Here is a 25466-nt window from a genome sequence, read left to right as displayed (position 1 = left end):
CTCACTCCTCTCCCCGCGCGTACCGCTCGAAGACCTCGGCGACCGCGTCGGCCGACTCCTTGAGCCGCTCCGTGTATGCCGGGCGGTCCCACGTCGGCGGCACGAACTCGAGGGATTCGAGGGCGCCGTCCGCGGCGCCCGGAGCCGCGTGCGTGAGGTTCGTTTCGGCGTCGAGCGGCCGCGCCGTCCCGTCGGCGCCGTCGGGGGCGTACGAGGCCGCGGCGACGTCGATCGACTCCATCGTCTCGTGGGTGTCGAGGCCGTCGGTCCAGAGGTCGCCCAGCCGACGCCGACGGCTCGGGTCGGCGACGTTAAGCAGCCCCCAGGGGAGCCGGAGCTCGATCGCGTCGCTCGACGGCGCGACGTGGACGTCCGCGAGCGAGTCGTACGCGGGCGACTCGGGGTTCCCGTTGCCGTAGCGCAGCTCCCCCGTCTCCACCGACTCGAAGGGGACGTACTCGTCCGTCACCGGGACGGTGTACCCGCGGTTGATCACCAGCCGGAGCGGGGTAAAGTCACCAGGGATGGGGTTTCGGTATCGGTCGAGGTCGAGGCCGGCCTCGGCGCCGTACTCGTACGCGAAGGCGTCGTACCGGGGGTGAACCGTCACCCGAGAGGTGTCGGGGCCGCCGAGGCGGACGATGAAGTCGGCGGGCGCCGCCGCGTCGACCCCGTACGGGAGCGCCCGTGCGCCGGCGTCGGTGGTCCCGATCGCCAGGAGGTAGTTCGTCGCGTCCCAGTCCGGTTCGCCGTCGAGGCCCGCGAGTTCGAGCCGGACGTTGAGGTACGCCGCGTCGCTCGTCACGCGGACCGCCGTCAGCTCGCGCGCCGCGTCGGCGCCGTCGCCGAGCCGGACGGGCTCGCGCTCAGCCGTCGCGGCGGTCGCGTCCGCCCACGCCTCGGGCGACCCGTCGAGCGGCACCGCGTCGGCCGGGTCGAACGCGAGGAGCCCGAACCGCTGTTCCGGCGTCTGGACGTTCGACCAGAACGGGCGGCGGTTCGGGTCCGAGAAGGGGGCAAGGTTCCACGTCCGCTTGAACCACTCGTCGTGCCAGCTGAACACGACCCCACCGGCGGTCCCGGCCTCGCGGATGTCCGCGTACATCGCGGCGATGATCTCCCCCTGCTCGGTCTCGGTGTGTCCGCCTTGGTCGCGGCCGTGGACGTCGCGCTGGGCGATCCCGCGGGAGGCAGGGACGCCGAACTCAGCGACGAGCAGCGGGTGGTCCGTCGCGTCGACGAGGTCGTTCAGGTAGCCGGCGTAGCTGTTCGGCTCGCCGCGGTGGTCGACGTAGTTCGCGTACGCGGGCGTCTCGTTCAACAGCGGCGGGTAGTACGGGTAGACGTGGTAGGCGGCGAACGTCCCGGCGTCGTAGCCGTCTGTCGCGGCGACGGCGTCCGGATCGACGGAGACCGCATCCTCGTTGACGAACGGCTCGTACGGGTGCTCCAGCGGGTCGGTCGTCACCCAGTTGGTGAACGCCGCGGGCCGTTGCGTGCCGTACTCGCGCGCCTCGTACGCGACCGCGGCGTCGAGGCGGGCCGCGAGCCACGCCTCGAACGGGGAGCCGTCGGGCGCGGCGAGGAACTCGCCGTCGTAGCCGGTCGCCTCGTTCACCCGGTCCGTCTCCGCGACGACCGCCGGCGGCCACTCGATGCCGACGACGTAGCCGAGGACGGCGTCGCTCACGTCGGCGTCGTAGGTCCCGCTCGCGTACCCGGGTTCCGGCTCGACCGTCGTCGCGCCGTGGACGGCGTCGACGACCTGTCGCATCGAGCGGTCGAAGGCGGCCGACAGCGCCGTCGCGTCCCCCGCCTCGCGGAGCGTCTCCTCGCCGATCCAGTTGCCGTGGAGGACGTAGATCGGATCCGCGTGCGAGCGGTTGTACGCCGCGAGCGCCCGGTAGAACGCGGGCGGATGGACGGTGTACACGCGGACAACGTTGACGTTCAGTTCGCCCATCAGCCGTAGCCAGCGGTCGTACTCCGCGCGGGTGATCGCCGCCTCGCCCGGAAACCGCCCGGGCTTGGCCATTCCGAGGTTCACGCCGCGGACTGCGATCGGCTCGAAGCCGCCGTCGTCGACTGCGACCTCGAAGCCCTCGTCGGCGACGCGAAAACGGCGGGAAGGGCCCGCGCCGGGACCGTCGCCCCCTGACCCGTCGGCGTCGCCGCGGAAGCCGCAGCCGGCAGTGCCGACCGCTCCCGCGACCCCGACGCGACCCAGAAACCGGCGTCTGCGCACAGCCTCACGTACGGGAGGAGATGGTTAAGCCTGCTTCTCCGACGGAGCGAGGGGCAAGCGAAACTCGCGTTTTTATCCGACGGCCGCCCCTTACCGTCGGTAACGGCCAGTTTACTCACCATGTCACCCGACACGCCCCCCTCTGACCCCTTCAAGAGCCTGCTCGAGTTGACCGCGACCGACCTCTCGGCCGAAGAGCGCATTCGGAAGGCGATCGACGTCGGCCAAGAGCACCTCGGCGTGGACAACGGCGTGCTCTCGTACACCGGCGACGGCCGGTACGAGGTCGTCGAAACAAACATCCAGAGCGGTCCCTACGCGCAGGGCGGCGTCGTCGACCTCGACGGGACGTGGTGCCGCCACGTCGTCGAGAGCAGCGAGACGGTCGGGTTCGCCGACGCGCGCGACAGCGAGTACCGCGACGACGACGCGCTCGGGATCACCGGCCTCCACTGCTACGTGGGCGCTGTCATCGACATTGACGGCGAGACGTACGGGACGCTCTGTTTCTCCGACGAGGAGCCGCGCGACGACCCGATCACGGACGCGGAGCGCGACTTCGTTTCGGTGCTCGCCGAGTGGGTTGGCAGCGAGCTCGAGCGGCAGAAACACTACGCCGAGCTGCGCGAGCAGAACGAGCGGCTCGACGAGTTCGCTGGTATCGTCGCCCACGACCTCCGGAACCCGCTGTCGGGGGCCATCGGGTTCACGGAGCTCGCGCAGGAGCACGTCGGCGGGCAGGCGGCCGACTTCCTCGACCGCGTCCAGGGCGCGCTCGGCCGCATGGAGTCGATGATCGCCGAGTGTCTCATGCTGGCGAAGGAGGGGACGGACGTGGGCGAGCGCACGCAGGTGGACCTCGACGGAGTCGTCCGCGACGCGTGGGACACGGTCCGGACGCGGAACGCGACGCTGTCGGTCGAGGTCGCCGCTGGGACGACCGTCCTCGCCGACGAGGCGCGGCTCCGGCGGCTCTTCGAGAACCTGTTTCGCAACTGCGTCGAACACGGCGGCCCGGACGTGGCGGTGACGGTCACCGGCGACGCGCACGGCTTCGCCGTCAGCGACGACGGGCCGGGGCTCCCCACGGACGTGGAACACGCACTCACCGCGGCCGACCCGGAGAACATCAAGTCGTTCGGGCTCGGCCTGTTGGTCGTTCAGCGCGTGATATCGGGCCACGGCTGGGACCTCGCTGTCGACACCAGCGACGAAGGAACCCGCTTCGCCGTGAGCGACATCAACGCCGCGGAGCCGGTCCACGAGGCGCTGGCCGCGGACTGATCGCCCGCGGACTGAGCGGCCGGGGACTACTCGGCGGGATCGGCCGTGTCGACCACCCAGACGAACCCCTGGTTGCCGGCGCCGGTCGCGGCGTCGGTGGTCCACACGAAGCCGCCGTCGCCCGCGCCGAGCGTCGGGTCGGTCGTCCAGACGAAGCCGCCGTCGCCGAGCCCCTCCGAGAAGTCCGTTGTCGCGGCGAGCCGGACGCTCCCGTCGGCGGCGGTCGCGAGGACGTAGCCGCCCTCGCCCGCGCCGAGCGCGGGGTCGGTCACCCAGACGAACCCCCCGTCGCCGGCTGGGAAGTCGGTGGTCCAGACGAAGCCCCCCTCGCCGACGCCGACGGCCAGGTCCGCGACGGACGCGAGCATCCCGGGCTGGCCGTCGCTCGCGATACGGTCGAGCCACCGGAGGCCGTCGGTTCCGGGCTCGTCGGCGAGCCAGTCCACCCAGACGAAGCCGCCGTCGTCCGCGTCCTCGCGGTTGTCCGTGGCCGCGGCGGCCGCGGGCGCTGCCTCGACTGTGCCGCCGGCCGCAGCGGTTTCAGTCGCCGCGTCACCGAACCCGCGCCGCTCCATGACGCCCCACGACTGCTCGCCGCGGAGGAACTCGATTAGCCCGTGCCAGGCGACGACCGTCTTCCACTGGCGGTAGCCGAAGTTCTCTAAGACGCCGTACCAGAGCAGCCTGGCAGCGTCCTGCGGCGACTCGTAGCGGTTGTAGCTCCACACCTCGCTGAACACACCGAACCACGAGAGGAACACCCCGACACCCACCGTGAGCAACAGGAAGGTGAGAAAGAACTCTATGTTGAGGATGCCGAGGTACCAGCCGAGCGGGAGCAGCACGTAGCCGAACCCCTCAATGAGCGGGCCGATCGCCTCCGCGGCGGTGAAGAAGGGGAGCACGACCGTGCCGACGCGGCCGTAGCGCCGGCGGAAGAAGAGGCCGCGGCTGGCGATCACTGTCTCCAGCATGCCGCGGTACCAGCGGCGCCGCTGGCGACCCAGCGACCGGAGCGACTCCGGCACCTCCGTCCACGCGACGGGCTCTGGGACGAACTCGATCCGGTAGTCGATGTCGTTGTCCGAGAGGTACTCGTGGAGCCGGACGACCACGTCGAAGTCCTCCGTGATCGTGTCGTGGCGGTAGCCCCCGATCTCCCGGACGCGGTCGGTCCGGAACACGCCGAACGCACCGGAGATGAGGATCAGCCCCTTGAGCCGGGCGAGCCCGAGCCGCCCGGAGTAAAAGGCCCGCAGGTATTCCATCACCTGGACGCCGGCAAGGCCGGTCTTCGGCAGTTTGGTCTCTTTCACCTGGCCGTCTTGGACGACGCAGTCGTTGGCCACCCGGATGGTCCCGCCGCTGGCGACCGTCCGCGAGGGCTCCTCGAGGAACGGCGCGACGACGTCGAGCAGCGCGTCGCGGTCGATCACGGTGTCAGCGTCGACCGCGCAGAACAGCTCCTGGTCGGTGAGCCAGACCCCGGCGTTGAGCGCGTCGCTTTTGCCGCCGTTCTCCTTGTCGACGACCAGCAGGTTCTCGTGGGTCGCCGAGCGGTACACCCCGCGGATCGGTTCCGAGGGCACGTCGTATGGCACCTCGGCGTCGACCGGGCGCAGCCCGAACGCGTCCTCGAGCCGTTCGAGGGTGGCGTCCGACGAGCCGTCGTTGACGACGACGATCTCCTGGTCGGGATAGTTGAGCGCCAGCATCGAGCGCACGCTCTCGACGATGTTCGCCGCCTCGTTGTACGCCGGCACGACCATCGCGACGCCCGGATAAAACGGGCTGTCGAACGCGCGGAACGACGGGTTCCACCCCGACTCGCGGACGTTGTCGCGGAGCTGGAACAGCGCGAGCACGTGGATCAGCAGGTAGCCGACGTTGATCAGCAGGTAGTACGTGACGATGAACACGCCCGACCCGACGACGAGCGTCGTCCCGACGCTCTCCAGCGTCGTCATCCGCGCACCTCGTCGCGGAGCCGGTCCCGGTCGCGGGAGATGTCTCGCGCGAGGCGGTCGAAGCGGGTGTGTTCGGCCGCCCAGTCCCACGCGACGTCGAAGGGCGGCACAGCGGGGGCGGGCGTCTCCGGGTCGGGAGCGGACGGATCAGCGACCGCATCAGCCGACTGGTCCCCCGCCACGCCGGCGGAGTGCTGCGGCGGGTCGCTCGGCGCTGGCACGGCGTCCGGGCCGCGCTGGGCGACCAGCGTCTCGGCCGCGGCGACCTGCGCGCGCGGATCCGGATCGACCGTCCCGGCCGCCTCGATTGCCCCGAGCGCCGTCGCGTCGCCCCAGACCCCGAGCGCGCGATACGCGTCGGCGCGGACCGCCGGCGCCGGCTCGTCGGGGATCGCGTCGAGGTCGATCGCGTCGCGGAGCCGACGGTTCCAGCCGTACGCGCCCAGCGCCCGCCACGCGGCCGCCCGCACGCTCGGATCCGCGCTCGACAGCGCCGCGACGACCCACGAGAGGTCGGCGCCGCCAACCACGGTTGTGAGATGGCGGACGACGAGCAGCGCCTGCCGCTGGAGTGCCGGCGGCCACGTCGGGAAGTCGGCGGCCGCCCGCTCGAAGAACGGGCTCGGGTTGCCCTCGGCGACGCGGTACAGCGTGTCGACGCCGAACACCGAGAACGGGTCGGGGTCGTCACGGAGCAGGAGGTCGACGCCAGTTGTCGCGCAGTCGTCCGTCCTGGCCGCGTACAGCACCCGGGCGGCAGCGGCGCGCTCGCGTGGCGTCTCGGTACAGTGCGCTCGAAGCAGGTCGCGGTCAGGGGCGTCGCGGAGCAGCGTGAGCCAGACGAGGGCGTGGCTGCGGTCCCAGTAGTCGCCGGCCGCGATCTCACGGCGGGCCCGCTCATTGATTCCGAGCGCGCGGCCGAGCCCGGCCAGTTTCTCGGCGTCGCGGCCGTCGAGCTCGCGGAGATACACGTCGAGGACGGATTCGAGCTCGTCGCGTTCGGCCGCCGAGAGGCCGGTAACCCATGCGTCCCAAGCCGGCTCGTCGCGCCCGTAAAGCCGGTCGAGCAGTTCGCCGCGGAGCGCGGCGCGCATCGGCTCCCGTCGCCGGCGTCGGCGAGCCGCGAGGACCGAGTAGCCGAGGGTCACGAGCCCCGCCGCGAGCAACAGCGAACCGAGCACGAGGACGCCGATGGTGAGTACCCGCGACTGAGAGCCGGCGAGTGGACCGTAGAGGGACGCGACCACGGTCGAAGGCGCGAACAGCACTCTTACCTCCCGACCAGTCGGTCGATGCGGGCCAGCAGCTCGTTCGGGCTGAACGGCTTCGTGAGGTACTCGTCGGCCCCGGAGTCGAGCCCCGCTAACACGTCGGCCTCCTGGCCGCGCGAAGTGAGCATCACGACGGGCACGTCGGGGTCGACCGCGAGCTCGCCGCGCCGGATCGTCCGCAGCACCTGGGTCCCTTTCATCCGTGGCATCATCACGTCGAGGACGACGACATCCGGGGCCGCGCCGTTCTCGTTTAGCGCCTGCCGGCACTCCTCGCCGTCGTGACACACCCTCAGCTCGTAGCCCGCGTTCGACAGCTTGTACTGGAGGATCGACCGGATCGTCTCGTCGTCGTCCGCGATGACGGCCGATTTCGACACACAGAGTATAGACACGTTACTCTACTTGACTCTTCTCCAACGGTACGGTATCGCGCGAACGATTTAACACCCGGACGGGCGAGGTGTACGATATGGCTACCGACTCCGTGACCGCGGTGATCCTCGCCGCGGGCGAGGGCCGACGGTTGGCGCCGCTGACGAACCGACGGCCCAAGCCGATGGTCCCCGTGGCGAACCGCCCCCTGCTCGAACACGTCGTCGAGGCCGTCACGGCGACCGACATCGACCGGATCGTCCTCGTCGTCGGCTACGAGCAGGAGCGCATCCGGAACCACTTCGGCGACGGCGACGACTGGGACGTGACGATCGAGTACGTCGAACAGACCACCCAGCTCGGTACCGGCCACGCCGTCCTCCAAGCCGAACCGGTCGTCGACGGCCCCTTCGTCGTGCTCAACGGCGACCGGATCGTGGACGCGTCGATCGTCTCGCAGATGCGCGACCGGGCGCGCGACGACGACCTCCCCGCGATGGCGGTCACGACCGCGGCGAACCCCCGCCAGTACGGCGTCGTCACCCTCGACGGCGACCGCGTGACCGGCATCGACGAGAAGCCGGAGGGCCCCGTCGAGACGAACCAGATCAACGCCGGTGTGTACGCCTTTTCGCCGGCCGTCTTCGACGCGATCCGCGAGACGCACGCGACCGGAGAGTTAGCGATCACGGCGACGCTCAACGATCTCGCCGGTGACGAGTCGCTGTCGGCGGTCCGGTATGACGGTCGCTGGCTCGACGTGTCGAACCTCTGGGACCTGCTCACCGTCAACGCGGGGCTGGTCGACGAGGCCACGGCGGCCGAGACCGTGGGCGCCAGCTTGGGTGCGTCAGTGACCGTCGCCGACGACGTGGCGCTCGCTGGCAACGTGCGCGTCGGGCCGAACGTCACGCTCGGCGGCAGCACCGCGATCGGGAGTAACGCGACGGTCGAGGCGGGCGCAGTCGTCGAGAACGCCGTGGTCTTCCCCGACGCCGTGATCGGCGCCGGGGCCGTGGTCCGGGACGCGATCGTCGCCGGCAACGCGCGGGTGGGGCCGAACGCGACGATCGCGGGCGAACCGGCGACGATCGTCGTCGGCGACGCGGTCCACCACAACGTGGAACTCGCGGGCGTGGTCGGGGACAACGCGACCGTCGGCGCCGGCGCGACGCTCACGGACGGCGCGGTCGTCGGCGACGACGTCAACGCCGACGCGGGAGTCGTGATCGACGACCGCGTTGAATCGGGCGCGGTCGTGCGGAGGGGGTAACCATGTGTGGGATTACCGGCTACATCGGTGACGGGATCGTACTGGACGACGGTGACGCGGACGGCGGCGAGGGCACCGCGAGCGACGGCGGGACCGCCGGCGTCGGCGACATCGTCCACGAGGGGCTCCGTAATCTGGAATACCGCGGCTACGACTCGGCGGGCGTCGCGCTCGTCGGCGAGACGAGCGGGCTCACCGTCGCGAAGCGGTCGGGCGAGGTCGACAACCTCACCGTCCCCGACGTGCCCGACGCGGCGCTCGGCGTCGGCCACACGCGCTGGAGCACCCACGGCCCGCCGACGGACGCCAACGCCCACCCGCACACCGACTGCGTCGGCGACGTTGCGGTCGTCCACAACGGGATCGTCGAGAACCACGAGGCGCTCAAGGCGGAGCTGGCCGACCACGAGTTCACGAGCGACACCGACACAGAGGTCATCCCACACCTGATCGAGGAGGAACTCGCGGCCGAAAGCGGCGCGGACGACCTCCTCGACGCGGTTCGGACCGTCGAGGACCGGCTGGAGGGGAGCTACGCGATCTGTGCGGTCCGCGAGGGCGACGATCGGATCGTCGTCGCGCGCCGCGGGAGCCCGCTCGTGTTGGGCCGGGACGATGACGCGACGTTCGTCGCCAGCGACGTGACGGCGTTCCTCGAACACACCCGCGACGTGACCTACCTCGAAGACGGCGACGTGGCGGCGCTGTCGGCCGACGGCGTCGAGATATACGCGGACGGCGAACTCGTTGACCGCAGCGTCGAGACGGTGACGTGGGAGGCCGACGCGGCGGAGAAGGGCGGCTACGAACACTACATGCGCAAGGAGATCCACGAGCAGCCCGAGTCGCTCCGGCAGACCATCGCGGGGCGGCTCGACGTGGACGCGGGCAACGTCGACCTCGACGTCTCGTTCCCCCCGGGCTTCCTCGCCGATCTGGAGGAGATCCAGATCGTCGCCTGCGGCACCTCCAACTACGCGGGCCGGTACGCCGCGCAGTTGTTCGAGGAGCTGTCAGGGGTCCGCGCGACCGTCGAGATCGCCAGCGAGTACGAGTTCGGCGCCGGCCGCAGCCCGGACCGGACGCTCGTTGTCGCCGTGACGCAGAGCGGCGAGACGGCGGACACGCTCGGCGCGGTCCGGCGCGCCAACGCCGCCGGCGCGCGGACGTTCGCGGTGACGAACACCCTCGGCAGCACCGTCACGCGCGAGGTCGACGACACCGCGTTCATCCGCGCCGGCCCCGAGATCGGTGTCGCGGCGACGAAGACGTTCGCCTCGCAGGTGGCGACGCTGACGATGCTCGCGGTGGCGATCGGCCGCGAACGCGGCGCGCTGGCCGCGGCCGACGCGCGGCCCGTCCTGGAGGGGCTCCGCGACCTCCCCGGCGCGGTCCAGCAGGTGCTCGACGCCGAGCCGAAGGTCCGCGAGGCCGCCAACGAGTACGGCGACAGCGAGGCGTTCTTTTTCGTTGGGCGGCAGCTTGGCGTTCCGGTGGCGCTGGAGGGCGCGCTGAAGCTCAAGGAGATCTCCTACGACCACGCTGAGGGATTCGCAGCGGGCGAGCTGAAACACGGACCGCTCGCTTTAGTGACGCCCGACACGCCCGTGTTAGCCGTCCTGACCGACGGGTCGCGCGCCGACGAGACGATGAACAACGTCACCGAGGCACAGACGCGCGGCGCGCCCGCCATCGGCTGTGTGTCCGCCGGTGAGGAGTACGCCACGCTGGACGTGTCGCTGCCGGTTCCGGACGTGGGTCTCGTCGAGCCGCTGGTTGCGAACGTCTACTTCCAGCTGTTCGCGTACCACGTGGCGAACGACAAGGGCCGGTCGATCGACAAACCGCGCAATCTGGCGAAAAGCGTGACCGTGGAGTGAGGCCGCGGTCAGGCTCAGATTGACTGGAGATCTGTGATCTGTTGCGGAGCGAGAGGATCGATTCTCTACGGCCTTTTACTAGCGCCGTGGACTGCTTCCGGACCTACGAAAGCCTCTCATTCGGCGACGCGACTATCGCTGTGTACATGAAGCGAGAGGGGATCGAATACCTCTACTCGTTTGACGACGACTTCGACGCGGTTCAGGGTATCACTCGGCCGGAGACGGCGGACGACTCCTGTCGCTGAGGCAGTCTCGACCGGTACCGCTCGGGGGATCGTCTCAAACTCACTCAGCACTCCTCCCCTCATCCAGTTCCGTCCGCAGTTCTGTTGCCGCGCGCTCGAACTGATCGGTAAGATACTGCGTTCCCGAAGCCGCCCGCTCTTCGAGGAAGGAAACGGCGTCCGTGACCGCATTGGCCTTACGGTCGGTGGCCACGACACACGCAACATAGCCGTCGAGCGCGCGGGAGAACGCCTGCGAAAAGTGGTCGTACGCGCCGTCGACGCGATCCATGTTGTTGTCGAGCGACTCGACGAGCGCTCGGTACACCCCGGCCGCCGCCGCGTTTCGGCCTTCCTCGCGGTACTCATTCGCAAGGTTGAACCACTCCGCAAAGTCGATCGGCTCAAAGACGACGTAGTAGTCGGGATTCGTCTCCTCGAACCGCCGGTCGATAGCGGCGCGTAGCTCGTCGACCGACCGGGTTACCGGTTCGCCAAACCGGGCGAAGAACCGCTCGCGGAGGGTGACGTCGGTCGCCAGGACATCGCGGAGGAACGCTCGGAGGTCGTCGGGCTCTGTGCCATCAAGCGCGGCGTCGAGTCGGTCGCCCTCATCGAGCGGAACGTCCTCGACACAGCGGAGCAACACCGCGACGACGTGCTTACACGCGCCTGGGCCGTCGTACGGACACCCACACCACGAGTCGAACCCCTCGACGGCGAGATCGACGCGAACGTCGTACTGGCGACTCCCGCTCACGATAGCGGTCACAGTGTCGTCGACGCGGTGAATCTCGCGGATACGGCCCTCGGCGAGATAGGTCTCTCCGCGCTCGAAGACCGCGTCCGTACAGATCTCTCGAACCGCCTCCTCAGTCACGTCCATGGTCGCAAGTAGCGTTCCATCGCTACTTCGAAAAATTTGCGCTTAGATCGACAGAAGTCGCCCGAGCCAGCGCCGTGTTTGTCACTTCCCTTCGGCGACCAGCTGTTCCGTCCGACCCAAGTGAATGTCCCTCCCAACAGCGATTATGATCGAAATAATATTATCGTATACATAATAATTGACAGGGAAACGGAGATCGAGAGGCTCACGTCACACCTCTCTCGAGAAGAACGACAGCTCCTCGTTGTCTATGGACGGCGGCGAGTCGGGAAGACAACGCTAGTGACGACAGCGCTTGAGGAACTGGACATCGAGTCGGTTTACGCGCTCTTTTCGCGGTCGGGATTCACCGACGAACTCCGTACAATCGCCGCCGATCGGTCCGATTCATCCCTCTACGGGCTCGACGAACTCACAGATCTGTTCGAACGCACTCAGTGATGGTCACACCCCTGTATGCTCTCGTTGATGGCCTCACCGCCCACACTCCGTATCGAGCAACCCGAGGAAGCATTTGTATGCGGGGCTGTCTCCTCTCTGCTCGCTGCCGTTGGTCGCTCGCGGAGGAGAGAGACTTAGCGCCTCAATTCAGCGGATCGAACCAATCTCGTGAAAGAGATATCGGAGCTGCCTGTGATGGCAGTCACCAAGTCAGCCCTTCGTACGTGATTCCGTCCCGGCGCTCAATGATTCGCCGTCCGTCGACGACAATCGGGGTTGCCATCGCGTCGAATTCCTCGTCGAGCGCGGCGAACTCGTCCCAGTCGGTGACGACGACCGCCGCGTCGGCGCCGTCGAGTGCCGCCGCGGCCGAGTCGGCGTAGGTCACGTCGTCGACGTAGTTGGGGGCGTTGTCGGCCGCGACCGGGTCGTAGGCGATAATAGTCGCGCCGCGCGCCTGGAGATCCTTGATCACCGGAATTGCCCGCGAGTTTCGCATATCGTCGGTGCCGGGCTTGAACGCAAGGCCGAGCACGGCGACGATGGCGCCGTCGACCCCACCGTCACGGTGGGCGTCGAGGTGGTCGGCCAGCATCGCGACCAGCCGCGCCGGCTGGCGGTCGTTGACCTCGACGGCCGCGTTCAACATCGCCGGGTCGTAGCCGGCCGCCTCCGCCGCGGAGATAATTGCGCGTACGTCTTTCGGAAAACAACTCCCGCCCCAGCCGACGCCGCTCTGGAGGAACTGTGCGCCGATGCGGTCGTCGAGGCCGATCGCGTCCGCAACCTCGTAGGCGTCGACGCCGAGCGCCTTACAGATGTTCCCGATGTCGTTGATCAGGCTGATCTTCGCCGCGAGGAAGGCGTTGTTGGCGTATTTGATCATCTCGGCGGTGCGCGTGTCCGTCTCCACGACGGGAGCGTCGGCGGCCGCGATCAGTGGCTCGAACACGTCGCGCATGTCCGCGAGTGCGCGGTCGTCGTCCGCACCGAGGACGACCTTATCCGGATTGAGGAAATCGTGGACGGCTGTGCCCTCACGCAAGAACTCCGGGTTCATTCCGATGCCGAACCCCTCGCCGGCGGTCTTGCCGCTTTCGCGTTCGAGAATCGGGGTGATCGTGTCCGCGGTCGAGCCGGGGACGACTGTGCTCTTGACGACGACCGTGTGCCAATCAGGTTTGTCAGCAAGCGTCGCACCGAGTTGGCTCGCACCCGCCTCCATGATCGAGAGGTCGATGCTGCCGTCGTCGTTCTGTGGAGTTGGGAGACAGAGGAAGGTGACGTCGGTGTCGAGGACGGCGTCGTAGTCGGTGGTCGCACGGAGACGACCAGTTCCGTTGGGCCCGGCGTGGGCGGCGATGAGGTCAGCGAGCCCCTCCTCGTGGATCGGGGCGTCGCCAGCGTTGATCGTCTGGACGACCGACTCGTCGATGTCGACGTTGACCACGTCGTGGCCGAGGTCCGCGAAACAGGCGGCGACGGTCGTGCCGACGTAGCCGCTGCCGACGATGGAGACACGCATAATGGGTGGAGACGCTCAGGGTTAATAATCGATGTCCTCCCCGCGTTTTGCTGATGGGCGAAGCAGAGAGAAAACGGATGTTTGATACGTGAACGTCGGCAACTACTTGATATATTGGTCTGAGTAGTCTATGAAGCACGGACGAACGGCGATCGTGAATTTTCTCTCGCGGTTCAGCATGTCTATCGCAGGATTTATTTCGACTGTAACTCTAACGAATCTTTTGGGAAGAGATACGTACGGTGCGTATGTCGTAGTGATTTCCGTCCTCGCTTGGGTTAGTATTGCGGGCAATTTAGGGATCGCTCCAGCACTCCGGAAGCGACTCAGCGAGTCGACAGAGGGGAATTTCGTCGTCTCCGGATTAGGAATGCAATTAGTGCTGTATCTCGTGGTCGCTTCGGTCCTCTGGACAGTTCGCGGGCCACTCAACACGTATCTGGGTGTCGAAGCAACCAATGTCCTCATCGCCTTGCTGGGCGTCAAACTTCTAGTTAAGATCGCTCAAGCCATCCTCGAGGGACAACATCTCGTCCATATTGCCAGCGTCATTTCTCCGGTGGAAATGATCGCGAGAAGCGCCGTCCAAGTTTCCTTGGTCGTTCTTGGGTTCGACCTGTATGGTGCGTTTTTTGGCTACTTCGTGGGGGCCATCGTCGCCGCCGCCGTGGGCGCGTACTTCGTCCGGTTCAGCATATCAGTGCCCACTAAGCAGGACGTGCTTCAACTCACGTCTTACGCAAAGTTCTCGTGGTTCGCACAGGTCAAGGGACGAGCTTTCCTCTCCATGGACACGATCATTTTGGCTTTCTTTGTGACGAATGGCGTAATAGCGGTGTACGAAGTCGCTTGGAACGTCGCCTCTATGCTCGCCATCTTCGGTTCGTCAGTCGCACGGACACTGTTTCCCGAGATCAGCGAGATTTCTTCGGAGTCTTCTGACTATGAGGGCGTGTCGGAGTACCTCCGGATCGGTCTCGCGTACTCAGGGCTATTCCTCATTCCTGGACTCGTCGGTGGCGCGCTCGTGGGAGACGTATTGTTGACGATCTACGGGGACGGATTCGATACAGGTTACTACATTCTCCTGATCCTCACGTTCGCCCGACTGTTGTACGCCTACCAGATGCAGTTCATGTCCACTATCGACGCGATCGACCGACCGGACATCACCTTCCGAATCAACACCGCGTTCGTCGGATCGAACGTCGTCCTAAACGTCCTGCTCGTGTGGCAGTACGGGTGGTACGGTGCGGCAGTGGCGACGACGTTCTCAGCCGCTGTCTCTCTCTTGCTTGCCTACCGATCCATCCGGCGCTTCGTCACGGTCGACATGCCGTACCGGCCGGTCGCGAAACAGTTCCTCTCGGTAGTTCCTATGGCTGGGGTCGTCCTCGTCGGTCGAGAGTTTGTCGGGAGTTCGCTTCCGGTCGTGATCGTGCTGGTCGGGATCGGCGCAGTGATCTACTTCGCATCGCTGGTGACAGTCTCACGAGAATTCCGGACGACGGTTGAAGACAATCTCCCGTGGGAGCTTCCCGGAATCAGCCGCTGATCGTGGTGCACAATCGTCGTCCGCTATCAGTGCTTCTCGTAAAAGTATTTAAACCACCTCCGACAACCCCGTGCCATGCAGGCAGTGGTTCTCGCGGCTGGCGAAGGTACGCGCCTCCGCCCGCTCACCGAGGATAAACCGAAGGGAATGGTCGAGGTCGCGGGCAAACCGATCCTCACGCACTGCTTCGAGCAGCTGGTGGCGCTCGGCGCCGAGAAGCTCGTGGTCATCGTCGGTTACAAGAAACAGAACATCATCAGCCACTTCGGTGACGAATTCGAAGGCATCCCGATCACCTACGCTCACCAACGCGAACAAAAGGGGCTGGCTCACGCGCTATTGAAAGCCGAGGATCACGTCGATCAGGAATTCATGCTGATGCTCGGCGACAACATCTTCAGGGCGAATCTGGAGGACGTGGTGAGTCGACAGAAGGAAGACCGCGCCGACGCTGCGTTCTTGGTCGAGGAGGTGCCGTACGAGGAGGCGAGTCGCTACGGCGTCTGTGACACGAACGACTACGGAGAGATTCAGGAAGTGGTGGAAAAGCCCGACGACCCGCCGAGCAATCTGGTGATGACGGGGTTTTACACCTTCTCACCGGCGATCTTCCACGCGTGTAAGTTGGTGCAGCCGTCCGACCGTGACGAGTACGAACTCTCGGACGCGATCGATCTGCTGATTAAGAGTGGGCGCACTATCGACGCGATCCCCATGAAAGGGTGGCGGATCGACGTCGGGTATCCTGAAGATCGGGACGAGGCGGAGGAAAAGATTCAGGGAAACGAGTGTGATGTGTAGCTTCCTAACTCTAATCCCGAACGTGTGATTTCGATATTAAATATTAATATTGACAACGGTACAGACTCAACATAACTCTCCGATCATACATCATACAATGAGCCAGCAGTCGATATTTAACCCAAAATACGTAATCTCTGAACTGCGTGAGAACGCACCAGATGAAGAATGGTGGCGAGACCGGGTACAGCAGCGAATAAATTCTCCGATTCAGGGAGAGATTAAGCCACGAGAAGATGCGCTGCACATCCTCGAGGAACAGTGGAGCACTCTGATTATTTTAGACGCTTGTCGTGCAGATCTCTTCGAGAGTACTAACGAAGCCGGTGCCATTGGAAAACCTGACATTACCCAGAGCGTCGGGAGTTCAACTCCCGAATGGTTACAACGAACTTTCGGGTCCTCTCACGGAGATATTGTCTATGTTTCAGGAAATCCGATGGTCACTCGACATAAGTCAAGCTCATTTCATAGCCTAATTGAGGCTTGGAAAGGGGGATACGACCCTGAGGAGTCCGTAGTAAGGCCGGAAGCAGTCACCGAAGCGGCCCTTGATGCTAGAGAACAGTTCCCTAATAAGCGACTTATCGTACACTATATGCAACCACATTACCCGTTTGTTGGTCATTCTGAGCTAAATTATGCTGATTATGAATTTGAGGACGTTGGGTTGGACTCCGCGAAAGAATCACAGGGGTCTGTTGGAAGTGTCTGGACTGCATTAGAGAGAGGAATGGTTGATAAGGAGTCTGTCTGGGAAGGTTACAAAGACAATCTTCGTGTGGTAATTCCGGAAGTAAAGAAATTGATTTCCAAAATAGACGACGACTTGATTATAACCTCTGACCACGGTAACTCGCTTGGTGAGCGTTCGTGGCCAATTCCATTACGTACGTACGGCCACCCAGACAATCTCCGGTTGTCGTCATTAATTGATGTACCATTAATTCAAATTGATGGTGTATCTCGCAACATTAAGGACGATGGTACGAATCCTGTTAACCATGACTCCGAGAAACTGCGCGACCGGCTTGCGGATCTGGGGTATCTCCAATGATGAGTTCCAAACACATATTATGAATGGACCTCCAACAAAAAGGAAATTAGATACAGATGGACTACTTAATATTCACATGAACAATAGCACAAACCGGACGCTCATCAATGACTAAGCGAGTGATTACACTACCGTATGATGATGATACTAATACCTACAGGCGCGAACTTCTCTCCGCTTTAGAGGAAGTTGATGGTATAGATCCCGTTCAGGGATCATGGTGGCCAGCAGCACCAATTCTGGGTGCTGCATTATTTTCAGACGAGCGCCCGGATATAATTCACTTACACTGGATCCATTTATTCTTTTATGGTGACTCGTCATTTGAATCGGTTCTCAAATTTATTCGGTTCCCGTTTGAGCTTCTAATTGTCAGGCTGCTAGGAATAAAACTCGTTTGGACCGTCCATAATCTGCGGGAACATGACCGACGCGCACCTCGGGCAGAATTATTCCAGCGCCGGATAGCAGCAAGGCTATGTTCTAGATTAATCACCCACTGCGATCGAGCTGCTAGTCTTGTGAGAGAAGAATATCAAATACCTTCCAAGTGTTCGAATAGAGTCAGTGTAGTCCCACACGGGAATTATATAAATGCTTATCAAAACGACATTTCCGAATCAGATGCACGCAAGAAACTTGGAATTGATTCAGAAGAATTTGTTTATTTATATTTCGGACAAATTCGTGAATATAAACAGGTTCCCAAGATTATTAAATGCTTTACAGATATAGAGTCAAAAAATTCTCGGTTGCTTATAGCTGGCAATCCAAAAACGAAAAAATTGAAACGGTGTATAAATGAGTCCGCTAGTAAGTCCTCCAATATTGATGTTGTATTGAAATTTGTTCCCGATGATGAGATACAAATATACATGAATGCCGCTGATGTGGTTGTTCTTCCTTACCGAGACATTCTAACTTCGGGAACAGCAATTCTCGCAATGTCATTCAGTCTCCCTGTTGTTGTTCCACAAATCGGTTGTATGCCTGAATTGTTAGCACAGCAGTCCGAATTACTCTACGAACAAGATGATCGAGAATCTTTCAGAAAAAAGCTTAATGCGGCTAAATCCTCCAATTTGACTTCAATTGGCGAAAAAAATCTGGCAGAGATGGAAAAATCAAGTTGGGACAGAGTGGCCGAAGAGACTTGTGACATATATTTGTCATTATAATGATCAAAGAACTATCCAGTATCGAATGGAGTCCGACTGGCTTTCTCACTGACTACGGATATTAATGATCGGTCAGAAAATAATCTCTGTTATTATTCCCGTCTACGAGCAACCAGACCTCCTTCGAGATGCCCTCAATAGCATCACCAAACAGACCGTGAACGACTACGAAGTCGTGGTCGTCGACGACGCGTCGAACACCGACTTCAAACCGATCGTCAACGCCTACGACGACCGAGTACGGCTCATCACGCACGACGAAAATCTGGGCGCTGCGGCCGCCCGTAACACTGGAATCGAACACGCCGACGGAGAGTATATGGCCTTCCTCGACGCCGACGATACGTGGGAACCGACGAAGTTGGAGAAACAGCGCGAGGTGTTCGAGAACGGTGACGACGACCTCGGCCTCGTCTACACCGGGTTCGTCCAGTACGAACTCGACGGGAGCGAGTGGGAACGCTTCCCCGAGGCACGCGGAGACATCTACCTCGAAGAACTGGAACGCGACCGCGTCCACCCTACTTCGACAGTGATGGTCCAGCGAGACGTAGTAGAGGAAGTAGGTGGATTCGACACTTCACTCCCGAGCAGACAGGACTACGACCTTTGGCTCCGGATCACCGAGCACTACACCGTGGACTACGTGGACGAAATCCTCGTCGACAAGCGGGAGCAACCGGACAGCATCTCCAAGGACTTCGACAGCCGGATCAAGGGAGACCTCGCGGTGTTCGAGAAGATCAAGGAACGGGCGGCAGATCTCGATTTCATTACTCGCTCGCGGATCTACTCCTACCACCACCATGTCATCGGTCGGGACTACGAATCGAACGGCGATCGTCAGAAGGCACTGAAACACTTGGGACTCGCCATCCTCCGCTACCCGATCAGACCGATCTCGTGGGCGATGTTCGTGATAGCGCTCGTTGGAATCGACAGGAACGGCCCGCTGCTGAACTTCGCGAAGCGATTCGTTCGTTAGCGTACCTCAGGGCGACTCCGCCCCGACTTCCTCATACCACTCTGGAGTAACGTCGGCGTTCTCGGTCGCCCGATCCACCGCTTCGTGAACCCGCTCGTGGAACGCGTCCACCGAGAATCGATTTGCGAACTCCGCGATTGCTGCGTCGTCCCACGCCACGCCATCGGTCTGGAAACGTTCCACAGCCTCGCGAATCGGCTCCCCACTCGTGTCGCGCGTGAATGTATATCCGTTCTTGCCGTTGACGATCTGATACTGTGTCATCCCTTCCTCGACCCCGATCAACGGCGTTCCGGCAGCGAGTGCCTCTACTGGTGAAATGCCGAAGTCCTCGTCTTGCCCGTTGAAGACGAATGCTTTCGCCCCTGCCAGTAATCGTTTCTTTTCCGACTCGCTGACGTATCCCGCGAATTCGACGTTCTCTCCCGCCATGCGTTCGAGTTTCTCGCGCTCGGGACCGTCGCCGGCGACGACGAGCTTAGCGTCGAGTCCATCAAACGCCCGGACGATGTCTTCGACGCTCTTGTGCCAGTCCAGACGGGAGAGCGTAAGGTAGTAGTCGCCCGTTTCGGCATCTTCATGTGAGTATTCGTGTGTGTCGACCGGTGGGTACACTACGTCGATCTTCTCCGCCGGAATTCCCCAGTAGCGGACCATCCGTCGCTTCACCTGCTCGGAGTTGGCGAGGAATAGGTCTGGCTTGTGGGTGTTGTGGTCGAACGCGACGCGGATGAGGTAGTAGAACAGTAGCTTAATCGGAGTGAGCCTGCCGTCGCCGACTTCGTCGATCTGGTCGGACTGGCGTCGGTTCGTATGGTGGACGTATGCGACCCAGACTTGCTCTGTCGGCGGTACGTAGAACAGCGGCTCATTCCCGCTTGTCACGAGTATGTCGTGATCCCGAAGGGGTTCGGCGACTTGCCACCCGAGCATGTGTGCGAGCATACGCGCGACGCCGCCCCGCCGGAGTGCCCACTCGTTCATTCGACCGTCGATCAACTGCTCGGCCTCGATGTCGTCCGGTTCGATACTCTCATCTTGCCAGCCCACGTAGAAGGGGGCGTCTTCGAACACCCGAGAGAGCTCCCATCCGACTCTGTCTCCGCCGCCGTTGACATGTTCACCCCAGTGAGCGACTGCGGTTTTTATGCGGTTTCGACAGTCATCTACCATGGTTGTTCTCTATAGCTGAATGCGTTCATTTATAAGTGAAATGTTTCTTGAGGCGTCTTCCATTATTTCCCGGCGGTTGTTTGGCAACTTAAAATTCAATTTAACCGGCTCATACTGTAGGTAATACGGAATGTCCGCTCTCTCCGCAAGCTGCGCAACTTTCGGAGAATACGCGATCGCGATTGACGGTTTATTACACAAAATAGAAAAGACGAGCGAATGGTATCGGGTACATACCATTCGGTCAGCGGCTGCTACTCGAGATAGAGTTTCCTCAACATCAAAATTATACGGGAACACATCCAAATTCTTGAATTTCTTGCCGAATTCTCTGTCAAAGTGGTGAAACGGGATCAGTGTTGGATTATTCACCGAATCAACAATGTTTCGAATAGATCGATGATATCTGTCAACAGCCTCATCAGGAGGTATTGAAGTATCCATCTTATCCCACCTAGGGTTTTCCCCTTGGGTGTATCCTGGATTCCAAGGCTTAAATGAAACTCCCGTGAATGGTTTACTTGCCTTTGATTCTGGAACGTCATGAAGGAAAGCCGGACAACTAGTGCGAATTACTTCTGTATCTGTATATTTTTGTATTATATTCTTAGATCTTATATCTCGAGCCGTGATGAGGGTGAGTTGGTCAAGCTTTTCTCTTGCCCATCTTTGGAGCTCTTCATTCACAATTTCATGAGCACCAATTCCAATAATCATTGAACCTGCTGTAAGCGACCCCAGATCCATTTTCAGCTTCTTCTCAGACATATCATGAAGCTGATCCCCACCGCCTAGTATTTGAACTGAGCAATCTGCATCTATTTTCCTCGAAAAAATTTCTGTATTATATCCACTCTCTCTGAGTTTATCACGTAAGGCCTTTCCAATAGCCAAATCGCCGATATTTCCCGTTGCGTACGACCCAAAAATTCCGATTTCGTACTCTTTAGATGATTTCCGATACATATTAGCTAGAACGCCCGCCTTCCTGATCTTTTCAGCCTCAGTCAATACGCGATCTCTCAAATCCATAATACGCCATTTAATGCTCTGCTACAAAAGCCCTCTGAGGGCATTGTAAGGTTGTTTGTGAAGATCTAGATTATAACTAACCTAAATTTTAACTATGAAGAGTTGGCTTTCTCTGAAACATTTGGTGTCAGGATCGCGTATAGATACCCCAAACCCACTGCGCCGGTAAATACAAATATTGCGAGAAGTTGCCTCACTGCCGCTGGCGACGGCGACCGGAATATGCCCGCCAGACGCCGCGGAACCCGATCCGTCAGTAACCAATTCAAGTAGTCGCCTTTCGCGTCTGGCGCGTCCGGGTAGAGAAGATCCATCACACGCTTGGAATACCCCTGCCAAAACGACCGGAACAGCAGCCACCGGAACTCCCCGCGATACTCGAACAGCGTGTGGTACACTACGGCATCAGCAGTGTACACCATTCCCTGTCCGAACTCCTCCAGCAGCCGTATCCCGACGGGCGCCTCGTGGGCCTGTAGGTGCTTGTCTCCCTTCCGGCCCGTGTTCGGATCGTAGCCGCCGACCTCCAAGAACGCATCCCGCCGGTACGAGATGTTCGATCCGTACGTGTTCCGGACCTCCTCGCCGTCCTCGGCGAAGTCCGGCTCGACGCATCCCACGAGCCAGTAGAACTCCTCGGGGAAGAAATCGGGCCTCTCCCCTTGCCAGTTCGGGCGCACGTCGCCGCCGGCCGCGATCGCGTCCGTCTCCTCGTACACGTCGACGAGGTTCGCGATCCAGTCCGGTTCTGCCACCCCGTCGTCGTCGATGAACGCAACGACCTCCCCCGACGCCAGCTCCGCGCCCCGCGTCCGACTGTAGGAGATCCCCTGGTTCTTGTCGTTATCTGAGATCACGACGTTCTCGCGGTCCCCGAAGTCCTCGACTGCCCGATCGTACACCTCTGGGTTGCCGTCAATCACCAGTACGATCTCGATCGGATCGTAGGTTTGTGCGAGGGCGCTCTCGACGGCCTCCGTGAACACGTCGTAGCGATCCATCGTGTACGTACAGACGACGACGGAGACCTTCATCGACCCCGAGTTTTCCGTCCGGATCAATAAGGATTCTGAACCTCCCGCCGGCCGGTTATAACAAGCCTTATGGACGTTTTGCGAGTGACACCGTGTAATGAGCGAGCAAACCAACACCGAGGGGGAAGAAAGGTCGCCCCTCGACGTCCTCCAACGGTGGTATCACGTCCCGATCCTCCTCGGGACGGTCGTCTTCATGCTCTGGACGCGGCTCCGGTCGTATGGGAACTTCGTACGTAATGGCGAGGTGTACTTCCGGGGTAACGACGCGTGGTATCATCTCCGGGAAACGAGCTACCTCCTCCAGAACTGGCCGAACACCATGCCGTTCGATCCTTGGACCGGTTTCCCCGTTGGCCGGTCGGCCGGGCAGTTCGGCACACTGTGGGACCACATCATGGTGGTCGGCATCTGGATCGCTCAGCCGATCATGGGGAGTCCCGAAGAGGTCATGCTCGTCATGTCCCCCATCGTCGGGGCACTCGTCGCGATTCCGACCTACTTTATTGCGCGTCGGTTCACCGACCGCGTTCCCGCGCTCGCCGGCACAGTGATACTGGCCTTGTTCTCCGGCACCTTCCTCCGGTACTCGCTCGTTGGTTTTCCGGACCACAGCGCGGCCGAGGTCCTCTTCCAGAGCACGGCTGTCCTCGCCTTCCTCGTCGCGTTTAGCGTGGCCAACCGCGAGAAGCCGGTCTGGGAACTCGTCGTCGACCGCGACTGGGACGCGCTCAAACGTCCCGCCGCTTACGCGGTCGCTGCGGGCGTCGCGCTTGGCCTGTACATATGGACGTGGCAGCCGGGCGTCCTCTTGGTCGGCATCACCGGGGTCTTCCTTGCGGTGAAGATCACGAGCGATGTCCACCACGGCAAAAGTCCCGAGCCGATCGCCTTCGCGGGCGCGGTTTCGATGGGCGTCGCGGGTCTCATGCAGGTTATCGCGCTCGACAACCTCGAGTTCGGTGTCACCAGCTATTCGCTCACACAGGTCGTCCTCCCACTCGGCGTCGCGGTCGGCGCCATCTTCCTTGCGTGGCTCGCGCGCCAGTGGGAGTCGCGCGACATCGAGGCGACGAACTACCCACCCGCGGTCGGTGGTCTCATTCTCGCGTCCGCGGCCTTCGTCTGGATCGCGCTCCCCTCCCTGTGGTCGCTCATCACAAGGAACCTCCTGAACTTCGTCGGCTTCAGCGCGAGTGCGTCGTTCCGCACTATTGGTGAGGGGCAACCCCCGCTCCAAGACGCCGCCTTCTCGAACTTCATCCTCTCACAATACGGGCTCGCCTTCTTCCTCGCGCTCGCCGCGGTCCTCTACATCCTCGCGCGCCCGCTGTACCGCTCGGACAACACCAACCACACGCTGTACATCCCGGCCGCGCTCGCGGTCGTCGGCTCCGTCTACGCGGTCCCGCAGGCGTACGGAGCAATCGGCGGCCTCGTCGGCGTCGACTGGCAGGTAATCGGCCTCCTCATCGCCGCCGCCTTCCTCGTGGGCGCGACGTTCCTCGTCGAGTACGACGCCGAGGAGCTGTACTTCGTCGTGTGGGCGGCGTTCATCGGCAGCGCGGCGTTCACGCAGGTCCGGTTCAACTACTACTTCGCCGTCGTCGTCGCGGTCGGCACGGCGTACTTCCTCCAGGTCGCGCTGGACGCCCTCGACCTCGCCTCGCTTGACGCCGTCCGCGAGATCGAGGGGTGGCAGGTGCTCACCGTCGCCGCCGTCCTCGCGATCCTCATCGTCCCGCTCGTCGGCGTCGCCACCCCGGTCTGGCAGGCCGGCAACTCCAGCCAGCCGGGCAGCGTCGTCCAGTGGGACGAGAGCCTCCAGTGGATGAACGACGAGACGCCCCAACCGGGCGAGCTCGAAGGCGCGGACAACCCGATGGAGCTGTACGGCACCTACGAGCGCCCCGCCGACGGCGACTTCGAGTACCCGGAGGGCGCCTACGGCGTCCAGTCGTGGTGGGACTACGGCCACTGGATTACCACGCGCGCCGAGCGCATCCCGAACGCGAACCCGTTCCAGCAGAACGCGGGCGAAGCGGCGGACTACCTGCTCGCGCCGAGCGAGGAGGAAGCGGCCGAAGTGCTCGCGAGCCAGAGCACCGAGGGGAACGACACCCGCTACGTGATGGTCGACTGGCAGATGGCGTCGCCGAACTCCAAGTTCAACGCGCCGGTCACGTTCTACAGCGGCAACGAGACGGTCAACGACTTCAACGAGCTGCTCTACCGACAGGTGGAGGGACAGAACGGTCAGCAGGGCGGCCTCCAGCCGGCGCTCCAGACGCGGACGCAGCGGTACCACGAGAGCCAGATGATCCGGCTCTACCAGCACTACGGGAGCGCGGTCGAGCCGCAGCCGGTCGTCCTCGACTGGCAGTCGCAGACGGCACAGACCCAGTCCGGCGAGCAGGTCGACATTAAAGTCCTGCCGAGCGAGGGGCAGCCGATCCAGCGGTTCGATAACCTCTCCGCGGCGGAGTCGTACGTCGAAGAGGACGGCTCGGCGCAGGTCGGCGGCGTGATGGGCGTCCCCTCGGAGCGGCTCGACGCCCTCGAACACTACCGGCTCGTTCACGCCACGGAGGCCCCGGGGCGGTCGCCGTACGCCCAGCAGGCGCAGATCCTCGCCCAGCGGTTCGGCGTCGACCTCCAGTCAACGTTCGGCGAGTCACTGTTCGGCGCGTTCAGCGACGACTTCGTCAAGACGTTCGAACGCGTGCCGGGCGCGACGGTCGAGGGCTCGGGCGCCGAACCCGGCGAGGAGGTCGAGGCGACCGTCGAGTTGGAGAAGCCGAACGGCCAGACGTTCGAGTACACCCAGTACGCGACCGCCGACGACGACGGGAGCTTCGAGCTCACGCTCCCGTACTCGACGACTGGCTACGACGAGTTCGGCCCCGAGAACGGGTACACGAACACGAGCGTCCGCGCGACCGGGCCGTACAACGTCACCACCGAGCGGACGACCGGCGACGACCTGTACACCACCCAGCGCGTCGGGCAGGTCGAGGTGACCGAAGGGCAGGTCGTCGGCGCCGACGGGTCGGCGGCGACGGTCGAACTCGAAGAGGAGATCATCGACTGCCCGAGCGGCGACCCCGAGTGCCCCGTCGATGACGAGAATGGAAGCGACGACGGGAACTCGACGAACTCGACCGACGCGGGCTCGCTGATCGGCGCCGAGCCGGCCGCGACGACGGCGACGGCCGCCACGACGGCAACCGCACCGAACTGACCGCGGGCGCCGAGGTCGGGCTCAGGGCGGCCGACG

The 25466-nt window shown here is 62.8% G+C and carries 20 protein-coding genes; 11 read left to right on the top strand and 9 right to left on the bottom strand.

Annotation, left to right across the window (positions count from 1 at the left end; translation table 11 throughout):
• Position 1: 1 nt before the first annotated feature.
• Positions 2-2245 carry a hypothetical protein gene (locus B378_RS0106740; RefSeq protein ID WP_017343049.1) on the bottom strand — a complete coding sequence of 748 codons (2244 nt, stop codon included), beginning with the start codon at positions 2243-2245 and terminating at the stop codon, positions 2-4.
• Positions 2246-2365: 120 nt separating this feature from the next.
• Between B378_RS0106740 and B378_RS0106735 the strand changes: the two genes are divergently transcribed.
• Positions 2366-3529: a GAF domain-containing sensor histidine kinase gene (locus B378_RS0106735; protein ID WP_017343048.1), complete on the top strand. Its 1164-nt coding sequence runs from the start codon at positions 2366-2368 to the stop codon at positions 3527-3529.
• A gap of 26 nt (positions 3530-3555) precedes the next feature.
• Here B378_RS0106735 and B378_RS0106730 read toward each other — a convergent pair whose 3' ends face one another.
• From B378_RS0106730 to B378_RS0106720, 3 genes are all read right to left on the bottom strand, one after another.
• Positions 3556-5496, bottom strand: a complete 1941-nt coding sequence (locus tag B378_RS0106730) for a glycosyltransferase family 2 protein (protein ID WP_017343047.1) — start codon at positions 5494-5496, stop codon at positions 3556-3558.
• Positions 5493-6590 (bottom strand): HEAT repeat domain-containing protein, encoded by a 1098-nt coding sequence (locus B378_RS0106725; protein ID WP_044965623.1) that lies wholly within the window; start codon positions 6588-6590, stop codon positions 5493-5495. The genes B378_RS0106730 and B378_RS0106725 overlap by 4 nt, the downstream gene beginning before the upstream one ends.
• A 176-nt stretch (positions 6591-6766) precedes the next feature.
• Entirely contained in the window at positions 6767-7147 is a 381-nt protein-coding gene (locus B378_RS0106720) for a response regulator transcription factor (RefSeq protein ID WP_017343045.1), read from the bottom strand.
• Between the two features lie 92 nt (positions 7148-7239).
• On the opposite strand from B378_RS0106720, the gene B378_RS0106715 reads away from it, so the two are divergent.
• The 3 genes from B378_RS0106715 (at position 7240) to B378_RS15800 (ending at position 10543) form a co-directional block, all read left to right on the top strand.
• Positions 7240-8415, top strand: coding sequence for a sugar phosphate nucleotidyltransferase (locus B378_RS0106715; RefSeq protein WP_017343044.1), 1176 nt, complete (start codon positions 7240-7242; stop codon positions 8413-8415).
• Positions 8416-8417: 2 nt separating this feature from the next.
• Positions 8418-10295 carry a glutamine--fructose-6-phosphate transaminase (isomerizing) gene (gene glmS, locus B378_RS0106710; RefSeq protein ID WP_017343043.1) on the top strand — a complete coding sequence of 626 codons (1878 nt, stop codon included), beginning with the start codon at positions 8418-8420 and terminating at the stop codon, positions 10293-10295.
• Between the two features lie 86 nt (positions 10296-10381).
• On the top strand, positions 10382-10543 hold the full coding sequence (locus B378_RS15800; RefSeq protein ID WP_017343042.1) for a PIN domain-containing protein: 162 nt from the start codon (positions 10382-10384) through the stop codon (positions 10541-10543).
• A gap of 40 nt (positions 10544-10583) precedes the next feature.
• Here the strand turns inward: B378_RS15800 and B378_RS0106700 are convergent, their stop codons facing one another.
• Positions 10584-11408, bottom strand: a complete 825-nt coding sequence (locus tag B378_RS0106700; RefSeq protein WP_017343041.1) for an SWIM zinc finger domain-containing protein — start codon at positions 11406-11408, stop codon at positions 10584-10586.
• Positions 11409-11486: 78 nt separating this feature from the next.
• Between B378_RS0106700 and B378_RS17285 the strand changes: the two genes are divergently transcribed.
• A complete protein-coding gene (locus tag B378_RS17285; protein ID WP_237738323.1) occupies positions 11487-11849 on the top strand; it encodes an ATP-binding protein in 363 nt (120 codons plus the stop codon).
• A gap of 202 nt (positions 11850-12051) precedes the next feature.
• Here the strand turns inward: B378_RS17285 and aglM are convergent, their stop codons facing one another.
• Positions 12052-13374: a UDP-glucose 6-dehydrogenase AglM gene (gene aglM, locus B378_RS0106690; protein ID WP_017343039.1), complete on the bottom strand. Its 1323-nt coding sequence runs from the start codon at positions 13372-13374 to the stop codon at positions 12052-12054.
• 130 nt (positions 13375-13504) lie between these two features.
• Between aglM and B378_RS0106685 the strand changes: the two genes are divergently transcribed.
• The 5 genes from B378_RS0106685 to B378_RS0106675 all read left to right on the top strand — a co-directional run bounded on the left by B378_RS0106685 (position 13505) and on the right by B378_RS0106675 (position 18950).
• Complete coding sequence (locus B378_RS0106685; protein ID WP_044965517.1) at positions 13505-14929, top strand: polysaccharide biosynthesis C-terminal domain-containing protein; 1425 nt, start codon at positions 13505-13507, stop codon at positions 14927-14929.
• A 75-nt stretch (positions 14930-15004) separates the two neighbouring features.
• Entirely contained in the window at positions 15005-15730 is a 726-nt protein-coding gene (aglF, locus tag B378_RS0106680; protein ID WP_017343037.1) for a UTP--glucose-1-phosphate uridylyltransferase AglF, read from the top strand.
• Between the two features lie 97 nt (positions 15731-15827).
• Positions 15828-16787 carry a hypothetical protein gene (locus B378_RS16715; protein ID WP_155118189.1) on the top strand — a complete coding sequence of 320 codons (960 nt, stop codon included), beginning with the start codon at positions 15828-15830 and terminating at the stop codon, positions 16785-16787.
• A 107-nt stretch (positions 16788-16894) separates the two neighbouring features.
• The gene (locus B378_RS16365) at positions 16895-17965 is read left to right on the top strand and encodes a glycosyltransferase (RefSeq protein WP_082224249.1); all 1071 of its coding nucleotides are present in this window, start codon (positions 16895-16897) and stop codon (positions 17963-17965) included.
• A gap of 64 nt (positions 17966-18029) precedes the next feature.
• Positions 18030-18950: a glycosyltransferase family 2 protein gene (locus tag B378_RS0106675; protein ID WP_082224248.1), complete on the top strand. Its 921-nt coding sequence runs from the start codon at positions 18030-18032 to the stop codon at positions 18948-18950.
• Between the two features lie 6 nt (positions 18951-18956).
• Here the strand turns inward: B378_RS0106675 and B378_RS0106670 are convergent, their stop codons facing one another.
• From B378_RS0106670 to aglG, 3 genes are all read right to left on the bottom strand, one after another.
• Positions 18957-20123: a glycosyltransferase gene (locus B378_RS0106670; protein WP_026046201.1), complete on the bottom strand. Its 1167-nt coding sequence runs from the start codon at positions 20121-20123 to the stop codon at positions 18957-18959.
• Positions 20124-20132: 9 nt separating this feature from the next.
• Positions 20133-21155 carry a polysaccharide pyruvyl transferase family protein gene (locus B378_RS16360; RefSeq protein ID WP_082224247.1) on the bottom strand — a complete coding sequence of 341 codons (1023 nt, stop codon included), beginning with the start codon at positions 21153-21155 and terminating at the stop codon, positions 20133-20135.
• Between the two features lie 92 nt (positions 21156-21247).
• Positions 21248-22189 (bottom strand): glucosyl-dolichyl phosphate glucuronosyltransferase, encoded by a 942-nt coding sequence (gene aglG, locus B378_RS0106665; RefSeq protein WP_017343034.1) that lies wholly within the window; start codon positions 22187-22189, stop codon positions 21248-21250.
• Positions 22190-22286: 97 nt separating this feature from the next.
• Here aglG and B378_RS0106660 point away from each other — a divergent pair, with 97 nt between their 5' ends.
• Positions 22287-25430: an oligosaccharyl transferase, archaeosortase A system-associated gene (locus B378_RS0106660; protein ID WP_017343033.1), complete on the top strand. Its 3144-nt coding sequence runs from the start codon at positions 22287-22289 to the stop codon at positions 25428-25430.
• Positions 25431-25466: the final 36 nt, after the last annotated feature.

The organism is Halorubrum sp. T3, from assembly GCF_000296615.1.
GTDB classification, from domain to species: domain Archaea; phylum Halobacteriota; class Halobacteria; order Halobacteriales; family Haloferacaceae; genus Halorubrum; species Halorubrum ruber.
Note: the sequence above shows the minus strand (reverse complement) of the source record. Positions and strands in the feature narration are given on the sequence as shown.

Bases quoted from the DNA above. Each gene is read 5' to 3' on its own strand.
- B378_RS0106735 (WP_017343048.1), top strand. From the start codon at position 2,366: ATGTCACCCGACACGCCCCCCTCTGACCCCTTCAAGAGCCTGCTCGAG.
- B378_RS0106730 (WP_017343047.1), bottom strand. From the start codon at position 5,496: ATGACGACGCTGGAGAGCGTCGGGACGACGCTCGTCGTCGGGTCGGGC.
- B378_RS0106725 (WP_044965623.1), bottom strand. From the start codon at position 6,590: ATGCGCGCCGCGCTCCGCGGCGAACTGCTCGACCGGCTTTACGGGCGC.
- B378_RS0106715 (WP_017343044.1), top strand. From the start codon at position 7,240: ATGGCTACCGACTCCGTGACCGCGGTGATCCTCGCCGCGGGCGAGGGC.
- glmS (WP_017343043.1), top strand. From the start codon at position 8,418: ATGTGTGGGATTACCGGCTACATCGGTGACGGGATCGTACTGGACGAC.
- B378_RS0106700 (WP_017343041.1), bottom strand. From the start codon at position 11,408: ATGGACGTGACTGAGGAGGCGGTTCGAGAGATCTGTACGGACGCGGTC.
- aglM (WP_017343039.1), bottom strand. From the start codon at position 13,374: ATGCGTGTCTCCATCGTCGGCAGCGGCTACGTCGGCACGACCGTCGCC.
- B378_RS0106685 (WP_044965517.1), top strand. From the start codon at position 13,505: ATGAAGCACGGACGAACGGCGATCGTGAATTTTCTCTCGCGGTTCAGC.
- aglF (WP_017343037.1), top strand. From the start codon at position 15,005: ATGCAGGCAGTGGTTCTCGCGGCTGGCGAAGGTACGCGCCTCCGCCCG.
- B378_RS16715 (WP_155118189.1), top strand. From the start codon at position 15,828: ATGAGCCAGCAGTCGATATTTAACCCAAAATACGTAATCTCTGAACTG.
- B378_RS16365 (WP_082224249.1), top strand. From the start codon at position 16,895: ATGACTAAGCGAGTGATTACACTACCGTATGATGATGATACTAATACC.
- B378_RS0106675 (WP_082224248.1), top strand. From the start codon at position 18,030: ATGATCGGTCAGAAAATAATCTCTGTTATTATTCCCGTCTACGAGCAA.
- B378_RS0106670 (WP_026046201.1), bottom strand. From the start codon at position 20,123: ATGGTAGATGACTGTCGAAACCGCATAAAAACCGCAGTCGCTCACTGG.
- B378_RS16360 (WP_082224247.1), bottom strand. From the start codon at position 21,155: ATGGATTTGAGAGATCGCGTATTGACTGAGGCTGAAAAGATCAGGAAG.
- aglG (WP_017343034.1), bottom strand. From the start codon at position 22,189: ATGAAGGTCTCCGTCGTCGTCTGTACGTACACGATGGATCGCTACGAC.
- B378_RS0106660 (WP_017343033.1), top strand. From the start codon at position 22,287: ATGAGCGAGCAAACCAACACCGAGGGGGAAGAAAGGTCGCCCCTCGAC.